Annotated in this window: 12 protein-coding genes; 9 read left to right on the top strand and 3 right to left on the bottom strand. The window is 73.8% G+C overall.

All coding sequences use genetic code 11. The features are described 5' to 3' along the window. Positions 1-50: 50 nt before the first annotated feature. Positions 51-1,604: a tRNA (N6-isopentenyl adenosine(37)-C2)-methylthiotransferase MiaB gene (miaB, locus tag ABT026_RS27995; protein WP_502968069.1), complete on the top strand. Its 1,554-nt coding sequence runs from the start codon at positions 51-53 to the stop codon at positions 1,602-1,604. A gap of 77 nt (positions 1,605-1,681) precedes the next feature. Next, positions 1,682-2,404, top strand: a complete 723-nt coding sequence (locus ABT026_RS27990; protein WP_351117951.1) for a class III extradiol dioxygenase subunit B-like domain-containing protein — start codon at positions 1,682-1,684, stop codon at positions 2,402-2,404. 44 nt (positions 2,405-2,448) lie between these two features. Here the strand turns inward: ABT026_RS27990 and ABT026_RS27985 are convergent, their stop codons facing one another. Next, positions 2,449-2,793: an antitoxin gene (locus ABT026_RS27985; protein ID WP_351117950.1), complete on the bottom strand. Its 345-nt coding sequence runs from the start codon at positions 2,791-2,793 to the stop codon at positions 2,449-2,451. 142 nt (positions 2,794-2,935) lie between these two features. Between ABT026_RS27985 and miaA the strand changes: the two genes are divergently transcribed. The 4 genes from miaA to ABT026_RS27965 all read left to right on the top strand — a co-directional run bounded on the left by miaA (position 2,936) and on the right by ABT026_RS27965 (position 7,997). Beyond that, complete coding sequence (gene miaA, locus ABT026_RS27980) at positions 2,936-3,874, top strand: tRNA (adenosine(37)-N6)-dimethylallyltransferase MiaA (protein WP_351117949.1); 939 nt, start codon at positions 2,936-2,938, stop codon at positions 3,872-3,874. Between the two features lie 101 nt (positions 3,875-3,975). Next, positions 3,976-4,575 (top strand): hypothetical protein, encoded by a 600-nt coding sequence (locus tag ABT026_RS27975; protein WP_502968068.1) that lies wholly within the window; start codon positions 3,976-3,978, stop codon positions 4,573-4,575. Positions 4,576-4,658: 83 nt separating this feature from the next. Next, a complete protein-coding gene (dapF, locus tag ABT026_RS27970) occupies positions 4,659-5,555 on the top strand; it encodes a diaminopimelate epimerase (RefSeq protein WP_351117948.1) in 897 nt (298 codons plus the stop codon). A gap of 249 nt (positions 5,556-5,804) precedes the next feature. After that, positions 5,805-7,997 carry a RelA/SpoT family protein gene (locus ABT026_RS27965; protein WP_351117947.1) on the top strand — a complete coding sequence of 731 codons (2,193 nt, stop codon included), beginning with the start codon at positions 5,805-5,807 and terminating at the stop codon, positions 7,995-7,997. A 193-nt stretch (positions 7,998-8,190) separates the two neighbouring features. On the opposite strand, the gene ABT026_RS27960 is transcribed toward ABT026_RS27965, so the two are convergent. Further along, the gene (locus ABT026_RS27960) at positions 8,191-8,994 is read right to left on the bottom strand and encodes a HEAT repeat domain-containing protein (RefSeq protein ID WP_351117946.1); all 804 of its coding nucleotides are present in this window, start codon (positions 8,992-8,994) and stop codon (positions 8,191-8,193) included. A gap of 209 nt (positions 8,995-9,203) precedes the next feature. On the opposite strand from ABT026_RS27960, the gene ABT026_RS27955 reads away from it, so the two are divergent. Together ABT026_RS27955 and hflX are read left to right on the top strand one after the other, a co-directional pair. Next, positions 9,204-10,811 (top strand): M1 family metallopeptidase, encoded by a 1,608-nt coding sequence (locus ABT026_RS27955; protein WP_351117945.1) that lies wholly within the window; start codon positions 9,204-9,206, stop codon positions 10,809-10,811. A 311-nt stretch (positions 10,812-11,122) separates the two neighbouring features. Further along, positions 11,123-12,601 (top strand): GTPase HflX, encoded by a 1,479-nt coding sequence (gene hflX, locus ABT026_RS27950; protein ID WP_351117944.1) that lies wholly within the window; start codon positions 11,123-11,125, stop codon positions 12,599-12,601. Positions 12,602-12,720: 119 nt separating this feature from the next. Here the strand turns inward: hflX and ABT026_RS27945 are convergent, their stop codons facing one another. Next, positions 12,721-13,947, bottom strand: a complete 1,227-nt coding sequence (locus ABT026_RS27945) for a trypsin-like serine peptidase (RefSeq protein WP_351117943.1) — start codon at positions 13,945-13,947, stop codon at positions 12,721-12,723. Between the two features lie 230 nt (positions 13,948-14,177). Between ABT026_RS27945 and ABT026_RS27940 the strand changes: the two genes are divergently transcribed. Then, a complete protein-coding gene (locus ABT026_RS27940) occupies positions 14,178-15,458 on the top strand; it encodes an aminotransferase class III-fold pyridoxal phosphate-dependent enzyme (protein ID WP_502968067.1) in 1,281 nt (426 codons plus the stop codon). The last annotated feature ends 90 nt before the right edge of the window (positions 15,459-15,548 follow it).

Here is a 15,548-nt window from a genome sequence, read left to right as displayed (position 1 = left end):
CCCCGGGACGCGTGCGGGGCGGGTCCGGCGCCCCCTTACCCTTGTGTCCTATGAGCAGCATGGACCGGAGCGACGCGGTGAGCGGGGCAGTGGACGAGGCCGTCGTGGACACGGCGGTGGGTCTCAAGACCTACGAGGTACGCACCTACGGGTGCCAGATGAACGTCCACGACTCCGAGCGGCTCTCCGGGCTGCTGGAGGGCGCCGGCTACGTCCGCGCCCCCGAGGGGTCCGACGGCGACGCGGACGTCGTCGTCTTCAACACCTGCGCCGTCCGTGAGAACGCCGACAACCGCCTCTACGGCAACCTCGGCCGCCTCGCCCCCCGGAAGGCCTCGCGCCCCGGCATGCAGATCGCCGTCGGCGGCTGCCTCGCCCAGAAGGACCGCGACACCATCGTCAAGAAGGCGCCCTGGGTGGACGTCGTCTTCGGCACGCACAACATCGGCAAGCTGCCCGTCCTGCTGGAGCGCGCCCGCGTCCAGGAGGAGGCGCAGGTCGAGATCGCCGAGTCGCTCGAGGCGTTCCCCTCCACGCTGCCGACCCGCCGCGAGAGCGCCTACGCGGCCTGGGTGTCGATCTCCGTCGGCTGCAACAACACCTGCACCTTCTGCATCGTCCCCGCGCTGCGCGGCAAGGAGAAGGACCGCCGCACCGGCGACATCCTCGCCGAGATCGAGGCGCTGGTCGCCGAGGGCGTCTCCGAGATCACCCTGCTCGGCCAGAACGTCAACGCCTACGGCTCCGACATCGGCGACCGCGAGGCGTTCAGCAAGCTGCTGCGCGCCTGCGGGAAGATCGAGGGCCTGGAGCGGGTCCGCTTCACCTCGCCGCACCCGCGGGACTTCACCGACGACGTGATCGCCGCGATGGCCGAGACGCCGAACGTGATGCCGCAGCTGCACATGCCGCTGCAGTCCGGCTCCGACACCGTCCTCAAGGCCATGCGCCGCTCCTACCGGCAGGAGCGGTACCTGGGGATCATCGAGAAGGTGCGGGCCGCCATCCCGCACGCGGCGATCACCACCGACATCATCGTGGGCTTCCCCGGCGAGACCGAGGAGGACTTCGAGCAGACCTTGCACGTGGTCCGCGAGGCGCGCTTCGCGCAGGCCTTCACCTTCCAGTACTCCAAGCGCCCCGGCACCCCCGCGGCCACCATGGAGGACCAGATCCCCAAGGAGGTCGTCCAGGCGCGCTACGAGCGGCTGGTCGCCCTCCAGGAGGAGATCTCCTGGGACGAGAACAAGAAGCAGGTCGGCCGGACGCTGGAGCTCATGGTCGCCGAGGGCGAGGGCCGCAAGGACGGCGCGACGCGGCGGCTGTCCGGCCGCGCGCCCGACAACCGGCTCGTCCACTTCACCAAGCCCGACCAGGAGGTGCGGCCGGGTGACGTGGTGACCGTCGAGGTCACGTACGCGGCGCCGCACCACCTGCTGGCCGAGGGACCCGTGCTGGAGGTCCGCCGGACGCGGGCGGGCGACGCGTGGGAGAAGCGGAACGCGGCCGAGGCCGCGAAGCCGGCGGGCGTCATGCTCGGCCTCCCCGGCATCGGCGCCCCGGCCCCCAGCCCGGCCCCGGCGTCCGCCTGCGGCTGCGACTGACCCCCTGCGGCCACGAGCGACCCGTGGGGTGCGGGGAGGCCGCGGCGCGGGCCGAGGGCGGCGGTTACGCTGCGATCATGCTTGTCGCCGCCGCCGTGTGCCCCTGCCCCCCGCTGCTCGTGCCCGAGGTCGCCCAGGGCGCCGCGCCCGAACTGGAGCCGCTGCGCGCCGCCTGCGACGAGGCGGTGCGCGCGCTGGCCGAGGCGAAGCCCGACCTGGTCGTCGTGGTGGGCCCCGGTGAGCGCGACGCCGTGCACGAGGCCGGCGCCACCGGCTCCTTCCGCGGTCACGGCGTCCCGCTGGACGTCACGCTGGGGGAGCCGGACCCGCGGGGCGGTGGGGCGCACACCTCGCTGCCGCTGTCACTCGCCGTCGGCGCCTGGCTGCTGGCCCGTTCCCCCTGGGGCGGCCCCGTCCGCGCGTTCGAGGCCGCCACGACGGGCGACTCCGCGACCCGCCGCGCCCACGGCGCGGAGGTCGCCGGCTGGGCCGACCGCGTCGCCCTGCTGGTCATGGGCGACGGCAGCGCGCGCCGGGACCTCAAGGCCCCCGGCTACCTGGACGAGCGCGCCGCGCCGCTGGACGCCCGGATCTCCGCCGCGCTGGCCTCGGGCGACAGGGAGGGCTTCCTCGCCGGGCTCGACGAGGAGACCGCCCGCGACCTGATGGTCTCCGGCCGCCCCGCCTGGCAGGTGCTCACCGGGGCGAACGCGAGCACGGGCGACGGCCCGGTGCGCCACCGCCTGCTGCACGACGACGCCCCGTACGGGGTGGGCTACTTCGTGGCGTCCTGGACCTGACCGGTCCCTGGACCTGACCGGTCCACCGGCCCGGTCCCGGCCGGTCAGCGCCCCGGCGGCGGCGAGGACGGCGGCGTCGTGCCCCCTTCGCCGCTCTCCGGACGCCGCACCGGACCCGGGCCCTCCTCGCCTGTCATCCCGGTGGCGTGCCCGGTGCCGTGCCCGTGCTGTCCCGGCCTCGGCTCCGCCATGCGGGCCGCCGTCTCCTTGGCCTTGCCGCTGCCCCGCTCGATCTTGTCCGCGTACTTGCCCTTGGTGCGCTCGTCGACCTTCCGCGCGGCCTTGTCGATGCCGTCCTGGATCTTGTCCTGGTTCCGCGAGGCGAGGTCGTTGACCTTCTCCTTCGCGGGACCGAGCTTGTTCTTCAGGTTGTCGAGAAAACCGCTCATGGTCCGCCTGCCCGCCTTCCGTGGGTCGGTACACACCTGTCCGTTTCACACCGTACGTATGCGTTCCGGAACCGGCCGGATGCGCGCGTCCGACCGAGGCACCCCGGTCCCGGCCGCCGCCGCGGTTTGGGAGACTGGGGCGGTGAGCAGTACTCGTCCCACTCCGCGCGTCATCGCCGTCGTCGGTCCCACCGCCGCCGGCAAGTCCGACCTGGGCGTCTTCCTCGCCCAGCGGCTCGGCGGCGAGGTGATCAACGCCGACTCGATGCAGCTCTACCGGGGCATGGACATCGGCACCGCCAAGCTGACCCCTGAGGAACGCGGCGGGATCCCCCACCACCTGCTGGACATCTGGGACGTCACGGTCGCCGCCAGCGTGGCCGAGTACCAGAGGCTGGCCCGCGCGCGCATCGACGCGCTGCTCGCCGAGGGCCGCTGGCCCGTCCTGGTCGGCGGCTCCGGGCTGTACGTGCGCGGCGCGGTCGACCGCATGGAGTTCCCCGGCACCGACCCGGAGGTCCGGGCCCGTCTCGAGGAGGAACTCGAGCAGCACGGCCCCGGCCCGCTGCACGCCCGGCTGGCCGCCGCCGACCCCGACGCCGCGGCCGTGATCCTGCCCTCCAACGGCCGCCGGATCGTCCGCGCGCTCGAGGTCGTCGAGATCACCGGGAAGCCGTTCACCGCCAACCTGCCCGGCCACGAGTCGGTCTACGACACCGTGCAGATCGGCGTGGACGTGTCCCGGCCGGAGCTGGACGAGCGGATCGCCCGCCGCGTGGACCGCATGTGGGACGCCGGACTGGTCGCGGAGGTGGAGGCGCTGGAGGCACAGGGGTTGCGCGAGGGGCGCACGGCGTCCCGGGCGCTCGGCTACCAGCAGATCCTCACGGCGCTGGCGGGGGAGTGCACCGAGGACGAGGCGCGCGCCGAGACCGTCCGCGCGACCAAACGCTTCGCGCGCCGCCAGGATTCGTGGTTCAGGCGCGACCCGCGGGTGCATTGGCTCAGTGGGGCCGCCGCCGACGCCGCCGAGTTGCCCGGACGTGCGCTCGCCCTGCTCGAACGGCCGGTCACAGCCTGATCACGTGATGGCATCGGGTAGCTCCGGGCGTCATCGGGGCCCCGGGCGGCGTGCCATCATCGTGATCCGATCGACCAGTGGAGTCCCAGTCAGGAGGGCGCGTGGCGATGGAGGCCGGCCCTCGCGACACCGCACACGGGAGACAGGTCGCCGAAGGTGACCGGGGGCGCGACGACGCCCCGGAGACCGGTGCGACGGACCTGCCCGGTGCGCCGTCCGCGCACACCCCGGAGGACCTGTTCCCCGCCCAGGGGCTCGGCGAGTCCACGGTCCCTGACGCCGACGACGTCGTGGGTGACGGCGTGGGCGACGAGGACGGCGTGAGCGACGACGGACCGACGCCGGAGGAGATGTTCTCCGGCCCCGAGGTCGAGATCGAACTCCGCCCGCGCCGGCGGCTGAGCGCCTGGCACCTGGCCCCCGTGGTGGGGCTGGCGGCCGCGGGCTCCCTGATGTTCGCCTTCCCGCTCGCCTTCGACTTCGGCGACAGCGGCGCCGTGATCGCCATGCTGGGCGTCCTGATCTGCTCGTGCGCGGCCGGCTGGGGCCTGGTGGCCGCCCGCAGGGTCGGACAGAACTGGCCCGGCCTGCCGCCGCGGGGCTCCGGCCGCCGTCCCGACTGGCGGATCACGCTGGCCTACGCGGTCACCGTGGCCGCCGTCGTCCTCCTCGCGGTCTGGCGCGTCGCCCGCCTGCGATGAGCGCACCCGCCGGCCGGACCCGCACGCCCGGCGGGCCGGACCGTCAGGCGTCACCGGCCGCGGCCAGGCCGTACGATCGAAGGATGAGCACGCGGATCGCCTTCCTCAAGGCGCACGGCACCGAGAACGACTTCGTGGTCGTGCCGGACCCCGAGAACTCCGTGGACCTGCCTCCCGCCGCCGTCGCCGCGCTGTGCGACCGCCGGGCGGGGATCGGCGGGGACGGGCTGCTGCACGTGGTGCGTTCGGCCGCCCACCCGGAGGCCCGGGAGATGGCCGGCGAGGCCGAATGGTTCATGGACTACCGCAACGGCGACGGCTCGGTCGCCGAGATGTGCGGCAACGGCGTCCGCGCCTTCGCCCGCTACCTCCAGCACGCCGGGCACGTCACCGCGGGCGAGCTGGCCGTGGCCACCCGCGGCGGGGTGAAGACCGTGCACCTGGCCAAGGACGGCGACGTCACCGTGCGCATGGGCCGCGCGGTGCTCCCCGAGGGTGAGGTGACGGTCTCGGTCGACGGCCGCAGCTGGCCCGCCCGGAACGTCAACATGGGCAACCCGCACGCGGTCGCCTTCGTGGAGGACCTCGCGCACGCCGGGAACCTGTTCTCCGCGCCGCCGTTCGCCCCGGCCTCCGCCTATCCCGATGGCGTCAACGTCGAGTTCGTCGTCGACCGCGGACCGCGCCACGTCGCGATGCGGGTGCACGAGCGCGGCTCCGGCGAGACCCGCTCCTGCGGGACCGGCGCCTGCGCCGTCGCCGTCGCGACGGCCCGCCGGGACGGCGCGGACCCGGCCGTCACCGGCACGCCCGTCACGTACACGGTGGACCTGCCCGGCGGGCGCCTGGTGATCACCGAGCATCCGGACGGCGAGATCGAGATGACCGGCCCGGCGGAGATCGTCGCCGAGGGGCAGATCGACCCCGAGTGGCTCGAGCGGGCCACCGCCGCGAAGGCGCCAGAGGTCCGGAACGTATGAAACCGGGCGGAAGGGGACAGGCGGAGGCGGTGAGGGTGTTCTCGGCCCGCACAGGGCGCCACCACGCCGCAGAGGCGGTCTCCTTCCCTCGAACGGGTGATCCCGTTCACGCTGGGCGAGAGGCGGTGAACGGCACGTGGTGGGCTCGATAGCATCAAGCACCGGTCCGGACGGGGGATCGACACCGCACCCCTGGCCGTGTCGCCTCTCGGGCTTCCCGTCCGCCGGTCGACGCAGCCGGAGGTGCCGATGAGCGCGGAGGCCACGAACGCCGCCACCCCAGGGGCCGTGACGCCCGTACCGCAGAGCCCGCCGGCTCCCCGCCGGCGCTCCAGGTCCAGAATCGACCTGAGACGGCTCGGGCGGGCCGCCCTGCTCGGGCCCAACGGCCGTGACCGGCTGCCCGACGCCATCAGCCACGTCGCCGAGGCCCACCGGGCGCACTTCCCCGAGGCCGACCTCGAGCCGCTGCGCCGCGCCTACGTGCTGGCCGAGTCCTCGCACCGCGGCCAGATGCGCAAGAGCGGCGAGCCGTACATCACGCACCCTCTCGCGGTGACCCTGATCCTCGCCGAACTCGGCGCGGAGACCACCACGTTGACCGCCTCGCTGCTGCACGACACGGTGGAGGACACCGCCGTCACCCTGGAGCAGGTGCGCGCCGAGTTCGGCGAGGAGGTCTCCTACCTGGTCGACGGCGTCACCAAGCTGGAGAAGGTCGACTACGGCGCGGCCGCCGAGCCCGAGACCTTCCGCAAGATGCTCGTCGCCACTGGCAACGACGTCCGCGTGATGTCGATCAAACTCGCCGACCGGCTGCACAACATGCGCACCCTCGGCGTGATGCGGCGCGAGAAGCAGGAGCGCATCGCCAAGGTCACCCACGAGGTACTCATCCCGCTCGCCGAACGACTCGGCGTGCAGGTGCTCAAGACGGAGCTGGAGGACCTGGTCTTCGCGGTCCTGCGCCCCGAGGAGCACGAGCGCACCCGGGAGCTGATCGACGGCAACGCGGCCGCGGCGGAGGACCCGTTGGCCGAGATGGCCGAGTCGGTGCGCGCGGTGCTGCGTGAGGCCGACATCCCCGCCGAGGTCGTCATCCGGCCGCGGCACGCCGTCTCGGTGCACCGGGTGTCCGTCAAGCGCGGGCAGTTGAGGGGCACCGACTTCGGGCGGCTGCTGGTCCTGGTGAACGAGGACGCCGACTGCTACGGAGTGCTCGGCGAGCTCCACACCTGCTTCACCCCGGTCGTCTCGGAGTTCAAGGACTTCATCGCGGTCCCCAAGTTCAACCTCTACCAGTCGCTGCACACCGCGGTCGCCCGGGAGGACGGCCAGGTCGCCGAAGTCCTCATCCGCACGCACCGGATGCACCAGTTCGCCGAAGCCGGCGTCATCGCGCTGGGCAACCCCCATGTGGCGCCCCCCGGTTCGGACGAGCAGGGCGAGGGCGGCGAGCGCGACCGGGGGGACGCGGGTCCGGACGGCGAGCGGGCGGATCCGACGCGTCCGGGCTGGCTGTCACGGCTGCTGGCCTGGCAGGCCGCCGCCCCCGACACCGACATCTTCTGGTCCACGCTGCGCCAGGACCTCGCCCAGGACCGGGAGATCACCGTCTTCCGCGCCGACGGCGGCGCCCTGGGCCTGCCCGAGGGCTCGACCTGCGTGGACGCGGCCTACGCCCAGTACGGCGAGGACGCCCACTCCTGTATCGGTGCCCGCGTCAACGGACGCCTCGCCGCCCTCGGGACGGTGCTGCGCGACGGTGACCGGGTGCAGCTGCTGATGGGCCAGGACCCTGCCTCCGAGCCCTCCCGCGAGTGGCTCGACCACGCCCACACGCCGACCGCGCGCATCGCCATCCAGCGCCGCCTGGCCGCCCGCGCCGCCGAGGCGCCCGCCGGCGAGACGCCTGCCGAGGGCCGTGCGGACGAGGCGATCCGGGAGGTCCCGCCCGCCCCGGAGCCCTCCGTGGAGCCGGACGTGTCCTTCCGCGGCACCGGCGTCCTCAGCGACCGGCCGGGCCTCGCCGTCCGGCTGGCCGGCTGCTGCACGCCCGTGCCCGGCGACGACATCGTCGGCTTCACCGTGCGCGGCGGCGCGGTCGCCGCCCACCGGGTGGACTGCGCCACCGCGGTGCGGATGCTCGGCACCGGCCGCGAGCAGGTCCCCGTCCACTGGGGCGAGACCACCGCCTGCCGGGTCACCCTGGTCGCCGAGTCCTTCGGCCGGCCCCACCTGCTGGCCGACCTCACCGAGGCGATCGCCGCCGAGGGTGTGGACATCGTCTCCGCCACCGTGGAGCCGCCGGTCCGCCAGCGGGTCCGCCACACCTACACGCTGCACCTGCCCGACGCGGGCCACCTGTCCGCGCTGATGCGGGCCATGCGGGACGTGCCCGGCGTCTTCGACGTCAGCCGCGCCGCCTCCGCCGCGCAGTGAGCCCGCGGGGCCGGCCTCCCGAGGACCCGGAGGGCCCGCGCCGCCGGCGTGTGACGGAGTGTTGCGCGGCGCGTGCGTGACGGAACGTGCTCGCGGTGCGTGCGTGACGGGGTGCCGAAGGCTCGTGCGGTGCGGAAGGCCCGCCCTCGTGTCTGGCGGGGGTGCCAGATGATTGATCCCAGGCGGTCGGTGGTCACTGTGAAGCGCGGACCGCTTCCACCGCCTCCCGGACATCCGAGTGCGGGTCGTCGGCGAGGTCGTCCAGCAGTGCGGTGACCCCAGGAGTGGACCAGCGGGCCACCGCCCACACCAGTTCCTCCCGCACCCCGGGGTCGGGGTGGGTGGCGAGGCGGCCCAACTGGGCGAGCGGGCCCCGCCGGCGCATTCCGAACCAATGCAGTGCCTCCCGCAGCGCGGCTGGGTCCCCTGGGTCACCGGCTGCGGCGACCCTGGCGAGCAGCACCCTGGCCGGTGGCGGCGGACCGTCCAGCGGATGCGGCAACCGCTCACGCAGGCGCCGCGCTCCGTACCCGCCGCGCACCCGGCACCCGAAACAGGTGCAGGGGCGCGCACCGTGCGCGTCCGGCTGGTACCGCCAGCCCACCACCTGCGGCGCAGCGCGGACCCGGTGCACTTCACGTGGCCGGATCGCCCGGGGTACGAACACCTCCCACCCGCGCGGATCCTCCAGTGCCGCGATCCGCCGCACCGCCTCTGCCGCAGAAACGGTGGCCTGGGCGTCCCGCGCCCGGTCGGTATAGCGTCCGACCAGCACCTGCTGGGCGTCGTCCAGCCGTACGTGGACGGCCACAATCCCGCCCCGGCTGCCGAAACGGGCCAGCTCGCGCAGCCATTGGTGGGTGAGGGTGTACGACGGCAGCACCGGGAAGCAGTAGACCCCGCGTGCGCTGCCCTGTCCGTGGCCGGCCGCCCGGATCCCGGACCGTCGGATGCGCGGAGCGTTCGCCGCTGAGGTCAAGTGCACGAAAATCGGCATGCCATGGGATGTTAGGAGATTGATTCCACATTGGCTGCGTGCAGTCGTCGCCCGCGTCATGCAGCGCATCCTCGCGCTGACCGCGGCGATCTGGCACAACGACCACACCGGACAGCCCGCCCTACGTGCGTGACGCGGCCGGAACCCGTTCGGGTGGGAAGGACGCGAGTCGTCCCCGCGGCGGGGGCCGGTCCTGGTAGCCGTGGGGGATGCTCACGCACCGCCCCCGCCGCGCAGCCCGCGCCGCCCTGCTCGCCTCGGCCGTCTCCGTCTGCCTGGTGGCGGCCGCCGCACCCGACCCCACCCCCGCCGAGCCCCTCGGCGTCGGCGACCGGCTCTTCCCCCAGCTGGGCAACCCGGGATACGACGTCCGCTCCTACGACCTGCGCTTCGCTTACCCGGGCTCCAACAGCCGGCCGATGAAGGCGGTCACCACCATCGAGGCCGAGGTGACCCACCGCCTGGAGCGGATCAACCTCGACTTCGCGCACGGCGTGGTCTCCTCGGTGACGGTGGACGGCGAGAAGGCCGCCTTCGCCACCGCCGGCGAGGACCTGGTGATCACGCCCCGCCGGACGCCGGAGCCCGGCGACACCACCCGCATCGTCGTCCGGCACACCAGCGACCCACGGCCGCCGAAGGACCAGCAGCACGGCTGGGTGGTGACCAAGGACGGCCTCGCCATGGCCAACCAGGCCGACGCCGCCCACCTGGTCTTCCCCTGCAACGACCACCCCTCCGACAAGGCGCTCTACACGATCCACGTCACCGCCCCCGCCGCGCTGACGGCCGTGGCGAACGGCCTGCCGGACAAGCGCCCGCAGAACGCCGACCGGGACGCCGGGAGCCGCACCTGGACCTACCGGAGCAAGCACCCGATGGCCACCGAACTGGTCCAGGTCTCGGTGGGCCGCTCCGCCGTGGTCGGCCGCAAGGGGCCGCACGGGCTGCCGCTGCGGGACGTCGTCCCCGCCGCCGACCGCGCGAAGCTGGAGCCGTGGCTGGCGAAGACACCCGGCCAGATCGCGTGGATGGAGAACAAGGTCGGCCCCTACCCGTTCGAGACGTACGGGGTGCTGATCGCCGACACCGCCACCGGGTTCGAGCTGGAGACCCAGACGCTCTCCCTCTTCGAGCGCTTCCTCTTCACCGAGCCCGCGATCCCCGCCTGGCTGGTCGAGTCGATCATGGTGCACGAGCTCGCCCACCAGTGGTTCGGCGACAGCGTCACCCCGGCCACCTGGTCCGACGTCTGGCTCAACGAGGGCCACGCCACCTGGTACGAGGCGCTGTACGGCGAGGAGACCGGGCACCGCACGCTGGAGGAGCGGATGAAGGCCGCCTACGCCTCCTCCGACAAGTGGCGTGCCGCCGGGGGACCGCCGGCCGCCCCCAAGGCGCCCAGGGACGGGCAGAAGATCGGCATCTTCCGGCCGGTGATCTACGACGGGGCCGCGCTGGTGCTGTACGCCCTGCGGCAGGAGATCGGACGGCACGCCTTCGAGCAGGTCGAGCGGGCCTGGGTGCACCGCCACCAGGACGCCACCGCGACCACCGCGGACTTCGTGCGGCTCGCCTCCGAGGTCGCCGGGCGCGACCTGGACGGCTTCTTCCGTGCCTGGCTCCAGGACACCCGGACCCCGCCGATGCCGGGGCACCCGGACTGGAAGGCGGAGGCTCCCACGGCCGAGGGCAAGCCGGCCCAGGGCCGCACGGTGATCCCCGCCCCCGGCCTGGGGCACGGGCACGTGGGGCACGAGCCCATGGGGCACGGCCATGTGGGGCACCGGCACACGGAGCTCGGCCACACGCAGTGACGGGGCGGGGCGGTGGAACGTGGAGTCCGGTCACGTGGGGCTCGCGCATGCAGGGCTCGGGCAGGTGCTGCCCGCCCAGCTCTCTCACGTGGGGCGCGGCCAGGCGCACCCGGGCCCGTACCCGCACGCGGGTGACCGCCGCGCGGGTGCACCGTCGTCGCGGCGGCACATAACCCGGTGACGGGGCGGCGGCGCCGTGGGACCATCGTGGGGCACGGGCGGGTTGCCCGGGAATCTCCCGGGGCACCCGGACGTTGTGACCAGTGACGGACCGCACGGCCCGCCATCACACCCTTCGACGTAAGGACCCAATGACCTCCTCTTCATCCACTTCCCAGGACTCTCAGCGCGCCGCGCACGCCCTTCGGGCCGATGCCCTGATGGAAGAGGACGTCGCCTGGAGCCACGAGATCGACGGCGAGCGGGACGGCGAGCAGTACGACCGCTCCGAGCGGGCGGCCCTGCGCCGCGTCGCGGGCCTCTCCACCGAACTCGAGGACGTCACCGAGGTCGAGTACCGGCAGCTCCGCCTGGAGCGGGTCGTGCTCGTCGGGGTGTGGACCTCAGGTACGGCGCGGGACGCGGAGAACTCGCTGGCCGAGCTCGCCGCCCTCGCCGAGACGGCGGGCGCGCTGGTGCTCGACGGCCTGGTCCAGCGGCGTGACAAGCCTGACGCGGCCACCTACATCGGCTCCGGCAAGGCCAACGAGCTGCGCGACATCGTGATCGAGTCGGGCGCGGACACCGTCATCTGCGACGGTGAGCTGAGCCCTGGCCAGCTGATCCACCTCGAGGACGTCGTCAAGGTCAAGGTCATCGACCGGACCGCGCTGATCCTCGACATCTTCGCCCAGCACGCCAAGTCCCGAGAGGGCAAGGCGCAGGTCGCGCTGGCGCAGATGCAGTACATGCTCCCGCGACTGCGCGGCTGGGGTCAGTCCCTGTCCCGTCAGATGGGCGGCGGCAAGGGCGGCGGCCTCGCCACCCGTGGTCCCGGTGAGACCAAGATCGAGACGGACCGGCGCAGGATCCGCGAGAAGATGGCGAAGATGCGCCGGGAGATCGCGGAGATGAAGACCGGCCGTGACGTGAAGCGTCAGGAACGGCGCCGCAACAAGGTGCCCTCGGTCGCCATCGCCGGATACACCAACGCCGGCAAGTCGTCCCTGCTCAACCGCCTCACCGGCGCGGGCGTCCTGGTCGAGAACGCGCTGTTCGCGACCCTGGACCCGACCGTGCGCCGGGCCGAGACGCCCAGCGGGCGGGTGTACACCCTGGCCGACACCGTCGGCTTCGTGCGCCACCTGCCGCACCACCTGGTCGAGGCGTTCCGCTCCACCATGGAGGAGGTCGGCGAGTCCGACCTGATCCTGCACGTGGTGGACGGCTCGCACCCGAACCCGGAGGAGCAGCTGGCCGCGGTCCGCGAGGTGATCCGTGACGTCGGCGCCACCGGCGTGCCGGAGATCGTCGTGATCAACAAGGCGGACGCCGCGGACCCGCTGGAACTCCAGCGGCTGATGCGGGTCGAGAAGCGCTCCATCGCGGTGTCGGCCCGTACGGGGCTGGGCATCGACGAGCTGCTGGAGCTGATCGACGCCGAGCTGCCCCGCCCGGCCGTCGAGGTCGAGGCGCTCGTCCCGTACACCCACGGCAAGCTGGTGGCGCGGGCGCACACCGAGGGCGAGGTGATCTCCGAGGAGCACACCGCGGAGGGCACCCTTCTCAAGGTGCGGGTGCACGAGGAGCTGGCGTCGGACCTCGCCCCGTTCACGCCGGCCACCGCCTGACCTGTCGGGCCGTGACCCCCTTCGGGTCACGGAGCCCGTAGGGCCGAGTACGCACGAGGGCCCGCCTTCCCGGTTCGACCGGGAAGGCGGGCCCTCGTGCTGCTCGGGGCCGGAGCCCGTTACTCCGCGCTGACCTTCTTGTAGAGCTTCTCGGCCTGGGCGTCGAGGCGCGGACCGGCCAGCCAGCCCGCCGAGATCGGGCCGATGGAGGTGTTGGAGACCAACGCCTGCTTGCCGTCCGAGCCCTTGGCGACCCAGCCGCCGCCGGAGGAGCCGGCCGTCATCGAGCAGCCGATCCGGTACATGGTCGGGTCGCTGGCCACCACCGACAGGCGGCCCGGCTCGTCCTGGCACCGGAACATCCGCTCACCGTCGTAGGGGGCGGCGGCCGGGTAACCGGTGGCGGTGATGCTGTCGACGTCCGGCACGGCCGGGGCGTCGAACTCGACGGGCAGCGCCGTGCCCACCGTCTCCTCCAGCGACTTGCCGCCGCCGTTCTCCGGGGTCACCTTCAGCACCGCGTAGTCGAACGGCGCTCCGTTGCCGCCGGTCTGGCCGCCCTGCGCGATCCACTGGTCCGAGGTCATCGCGACCTGGGCCCACCACAGGCCGTGCGGAGCGAGCTGCTCGGGCGCGGCGTCGGCCAGCTTCTGGCCGCTGAGGCCCTTGTCGTTGTAGGCGGGGACGAAGGCGATGTTGCGGTACCAGCCGCCCTTCTCACCGGCGTGCACGCAGTGGCCCGCCGTCCACACCAGGTTCGACTTCCCCGGGTTGGCCGGGTCCTTCACCACCGTCGCCGAGCAGACCATGGTGCCCTGCGGTCCGTCGAAGAAGAGCTTGCCCGCGGCGGGCGCGGACCTGCTGTACGGCGTCGCCACCGCTGCGGCCTCCACCACCTGGGGCGTCGGGTCGGTCACGCCCTGGTCGCCGGAGAGGTCGTTCTCGTCGACCGTGTTCGCCGGGTCCTCGGCCTCCCGCATGCGGTCGGAGTTCCAGAGGTCCTCGATGATCGGGTTGATGAACTGGTCGGCCTCGCGCAGCCAGTCGTCCCGGTCCCAGTTCTTCCAGGCGCCGCCCCGCCACTCGTCGAGGTCGATCCCGTGCTCCTTGAGCTTGTCGGTCAGCTCCTGGGGGATCTTGATCTTTCCGTCGCCGACGTCCGGCACGGACACCTTCGGCTTGTCGGCGCCGGTGACGTCCTCCGGGCCGCAGGCGCCCGCGGTCAGCGCCAGGGCTGAGGCGAGGACGACGGCGGCGAGAGGGCGGAAGCCGCCACGGCGGGCACGGGAGGACCCTCCCCCGGTCGTTCCCCGGCCGTGCGGAAAGGGCGGGCGTATGGGTCGCATTGCAGAACTCCCCCTGGCGTGAGTGCGCTTGGACGTGATGGGACCGGTCACCCACGGTGCCCGATCAGCCACCGCCACCCTAGGCGGTGGCTGTGGGTGACTGCCGACGGATCGGCAACGGTTCCGTCACGAGGGGGAGTCGGCTCACCCTGCGGCTTTCCCGGAACTCGGGTTTCACCCGTGTCCCTCGCGAAGCGCCGGCAGTTGTAGCGGTGAGGGGACGGCTGTCCATGCCCGGCCCCGACGACGTGGGGCGGCGGGAGGACCAGAGGGTGGCCTTGACCGAATCCGTGCGCAGGCAGCCGCTGCGGGAGGCGTCGGCGCGGACGTACGCGCGCGCCCTGCCGATCGTGCCGGTGCGCGCCCGGGGCATGACCGTCGAGGGCGCCGACGGCCGCCGCTACCTGGACTGTCTGTCGGGTGACGGGGCGCTGGCGCTGGGGCACAATCACCCGGTGGTGCTGGCGGCGGTGCGGGAGGTGCTCGACTCGGGCGCGCCCATCGGCGTGCTGGACCTGAGCACACCGGTCGAGGAGCGGTTCGTCGCCGAACTGCTCGCCACGCTGCCGCCCGGGCAGGCGCGGGGGGCGCGGGTCCGCTTCTGCGGGCCCGCCGCGGCGGACGCCCTGGCCGTGGCCTCCCGCCTGGTCCAGGACGCCACCGGGTCCGCCGGGCCCCCGGTGCCGGCCGACCGGCCGGGGGAGGGGCACGCGAGCGTGGAGGCGCTGCTCGAAGGGTGCGCCGCGGGGGCTCCGCGGCCCGCCGGAGTGGTCGCCGAACCTCTGGACGACGGACGGCTGCGCGCTGTGCGGAAGGCGACGCGGGCGCTCGGGGTGCCGCTGATCGTCGACGAGACGGTGACCGGGGTCGGGCGGACCGGCGCGTTCTGGGCCGTGGAGCACAGCGAGGTGGTGCCGGACGTGATGGTGCTGGCCAAGGCGATCGGCGGCAGCCTGCCGCTGGCGGTGGTGGTGCACCGGGAGGACCTGGAGGCCACCGCCTCCGCCCCAGCCGCCGAGGGCCGTGCGGCCGTCTCGGCGGTCCGGGCCGCGTCGGCCGACGAGGCGCGGGGCAACCAGCTCGCCATGGCGGCGGGCGCGGCGACCCTCGCCCATGTCCGCGAGCACCGGCTGGCCGAGCGGGCCGCGGTGGTGGGGGAGCGCATGCTGGCCCGACTGCGCGAACTGGCGGCCCGTTTCCCGTCCGTCGCGGGCGTCCGCGGACGCGGGCTGATGCTGGGCCTGGAGTTCACGGCCCCTGACCCGGCCGCGGTCACGGTCACGGCCGCGGCCGCGGACCCGGTCACCGGGGCTCCGTGCGGCGTGTCCGGGCAGGCGGCGGCGGTGCGCCGGGAGTGCCTGCGGCGGGGGCTGATCGTCGGCCTCGGGGGTCCGCGTGCCGAAGTGGTGCGCCTGCTGCCGCCGTTGACGGTCAGCGACGAACAGGCGGACGCCGTGCTGGAGCGGCTGGCCGACGCGGTGAGGGCCGCGGCGGACACCGCACGGCCCTGAGCCGTCCACGGGGCCGGGCCCGCCCCCCGGCCGACACCGCGCGGGTCCCGCACGCCCCCGGGCCCCGCACCTCCGCGGCCGAACATCGCG

This window comes from Streptomyces sp. NPDC002734, from assembly GCF_040295685.1.
In the GTDB taxonomy this organism is placed as follows: Bacteria; Actinomycetota; Actinomycetes; order Streptomycetales; family Streptomycetaceae; genus Streptomyces.
This window is presented reverse-complemented; position numbering and strand designations above follow the sequence as displayed.

Coding starts and splice junctions, on each gene's coding strand:
- ABT026_RS27965 (WP_351117947.1), top strand. CDS start 5,805: ATGAGCGCGGAGGCCACGAACGCCGCCACCCCAGGGGCCGTGACGCCC.
- ABT026_RS27990 (WP_351117951.1), top strand. CDS start 1,682: ATGCTTGTCGCCGCCGCCGTGTGCCCCTGCCCCCCGCTGCTCGTGCCC.
- ABT026_RS27985 (WP_351117950.1), bottom strand. CDS start 2,793: ATGAGCGGTTTTCTCGACAACCTGAAGAACAAGCTCGGTCCCGCGAAG.
- ABT026_RS27955 (WP_351117945.1), top strand. CDS start 9,204: ATGCTCACGCACCGCCCCCGCCGCGCAGCCCGCGCCGCCCTGCTCGCC.
- hflX (WP_351117944.1), top strand. CDS start 11,123: ATGACCTCCTCTTCATCCACTTCCCAGGACTCTCAGCGCGCCGCGCAC.
- ABT026_RS27945 (WP_351117943.1), bottom strand. CDS start 13,947: ATGCGACCCATACGCCCGCCCTTTCCGCACGGCCGGGGAACGACCGGG.
- dapF (WP_351117948.1), top strand. CDS start 4,659: ATGAGCACGCGGATCGCCTTCCTCAAGGCGCACGGCACCGAGAACGAC.
- miaB (WP_502968069.1), top strand. CDS start 51: ATGAGCAGCATGGACCGGAGCGACGCGGTGAGCGGGGCAGTGGACGAG.
- ABT026_RS27940 (WP_502968067.1), top strand. CDS start 14,178: ATGCCCGGCCCCGACGACGTGGGGCGGCGGGAGGACCAGAGGGTGGCC.
- ABT026_RS27960 (WP_351117946.1), bottom strand. CDS start 8,994: ATGCCGATTTTCGTGCACTTGACCTCAGCGGCGAACGCTCCGCGCATC.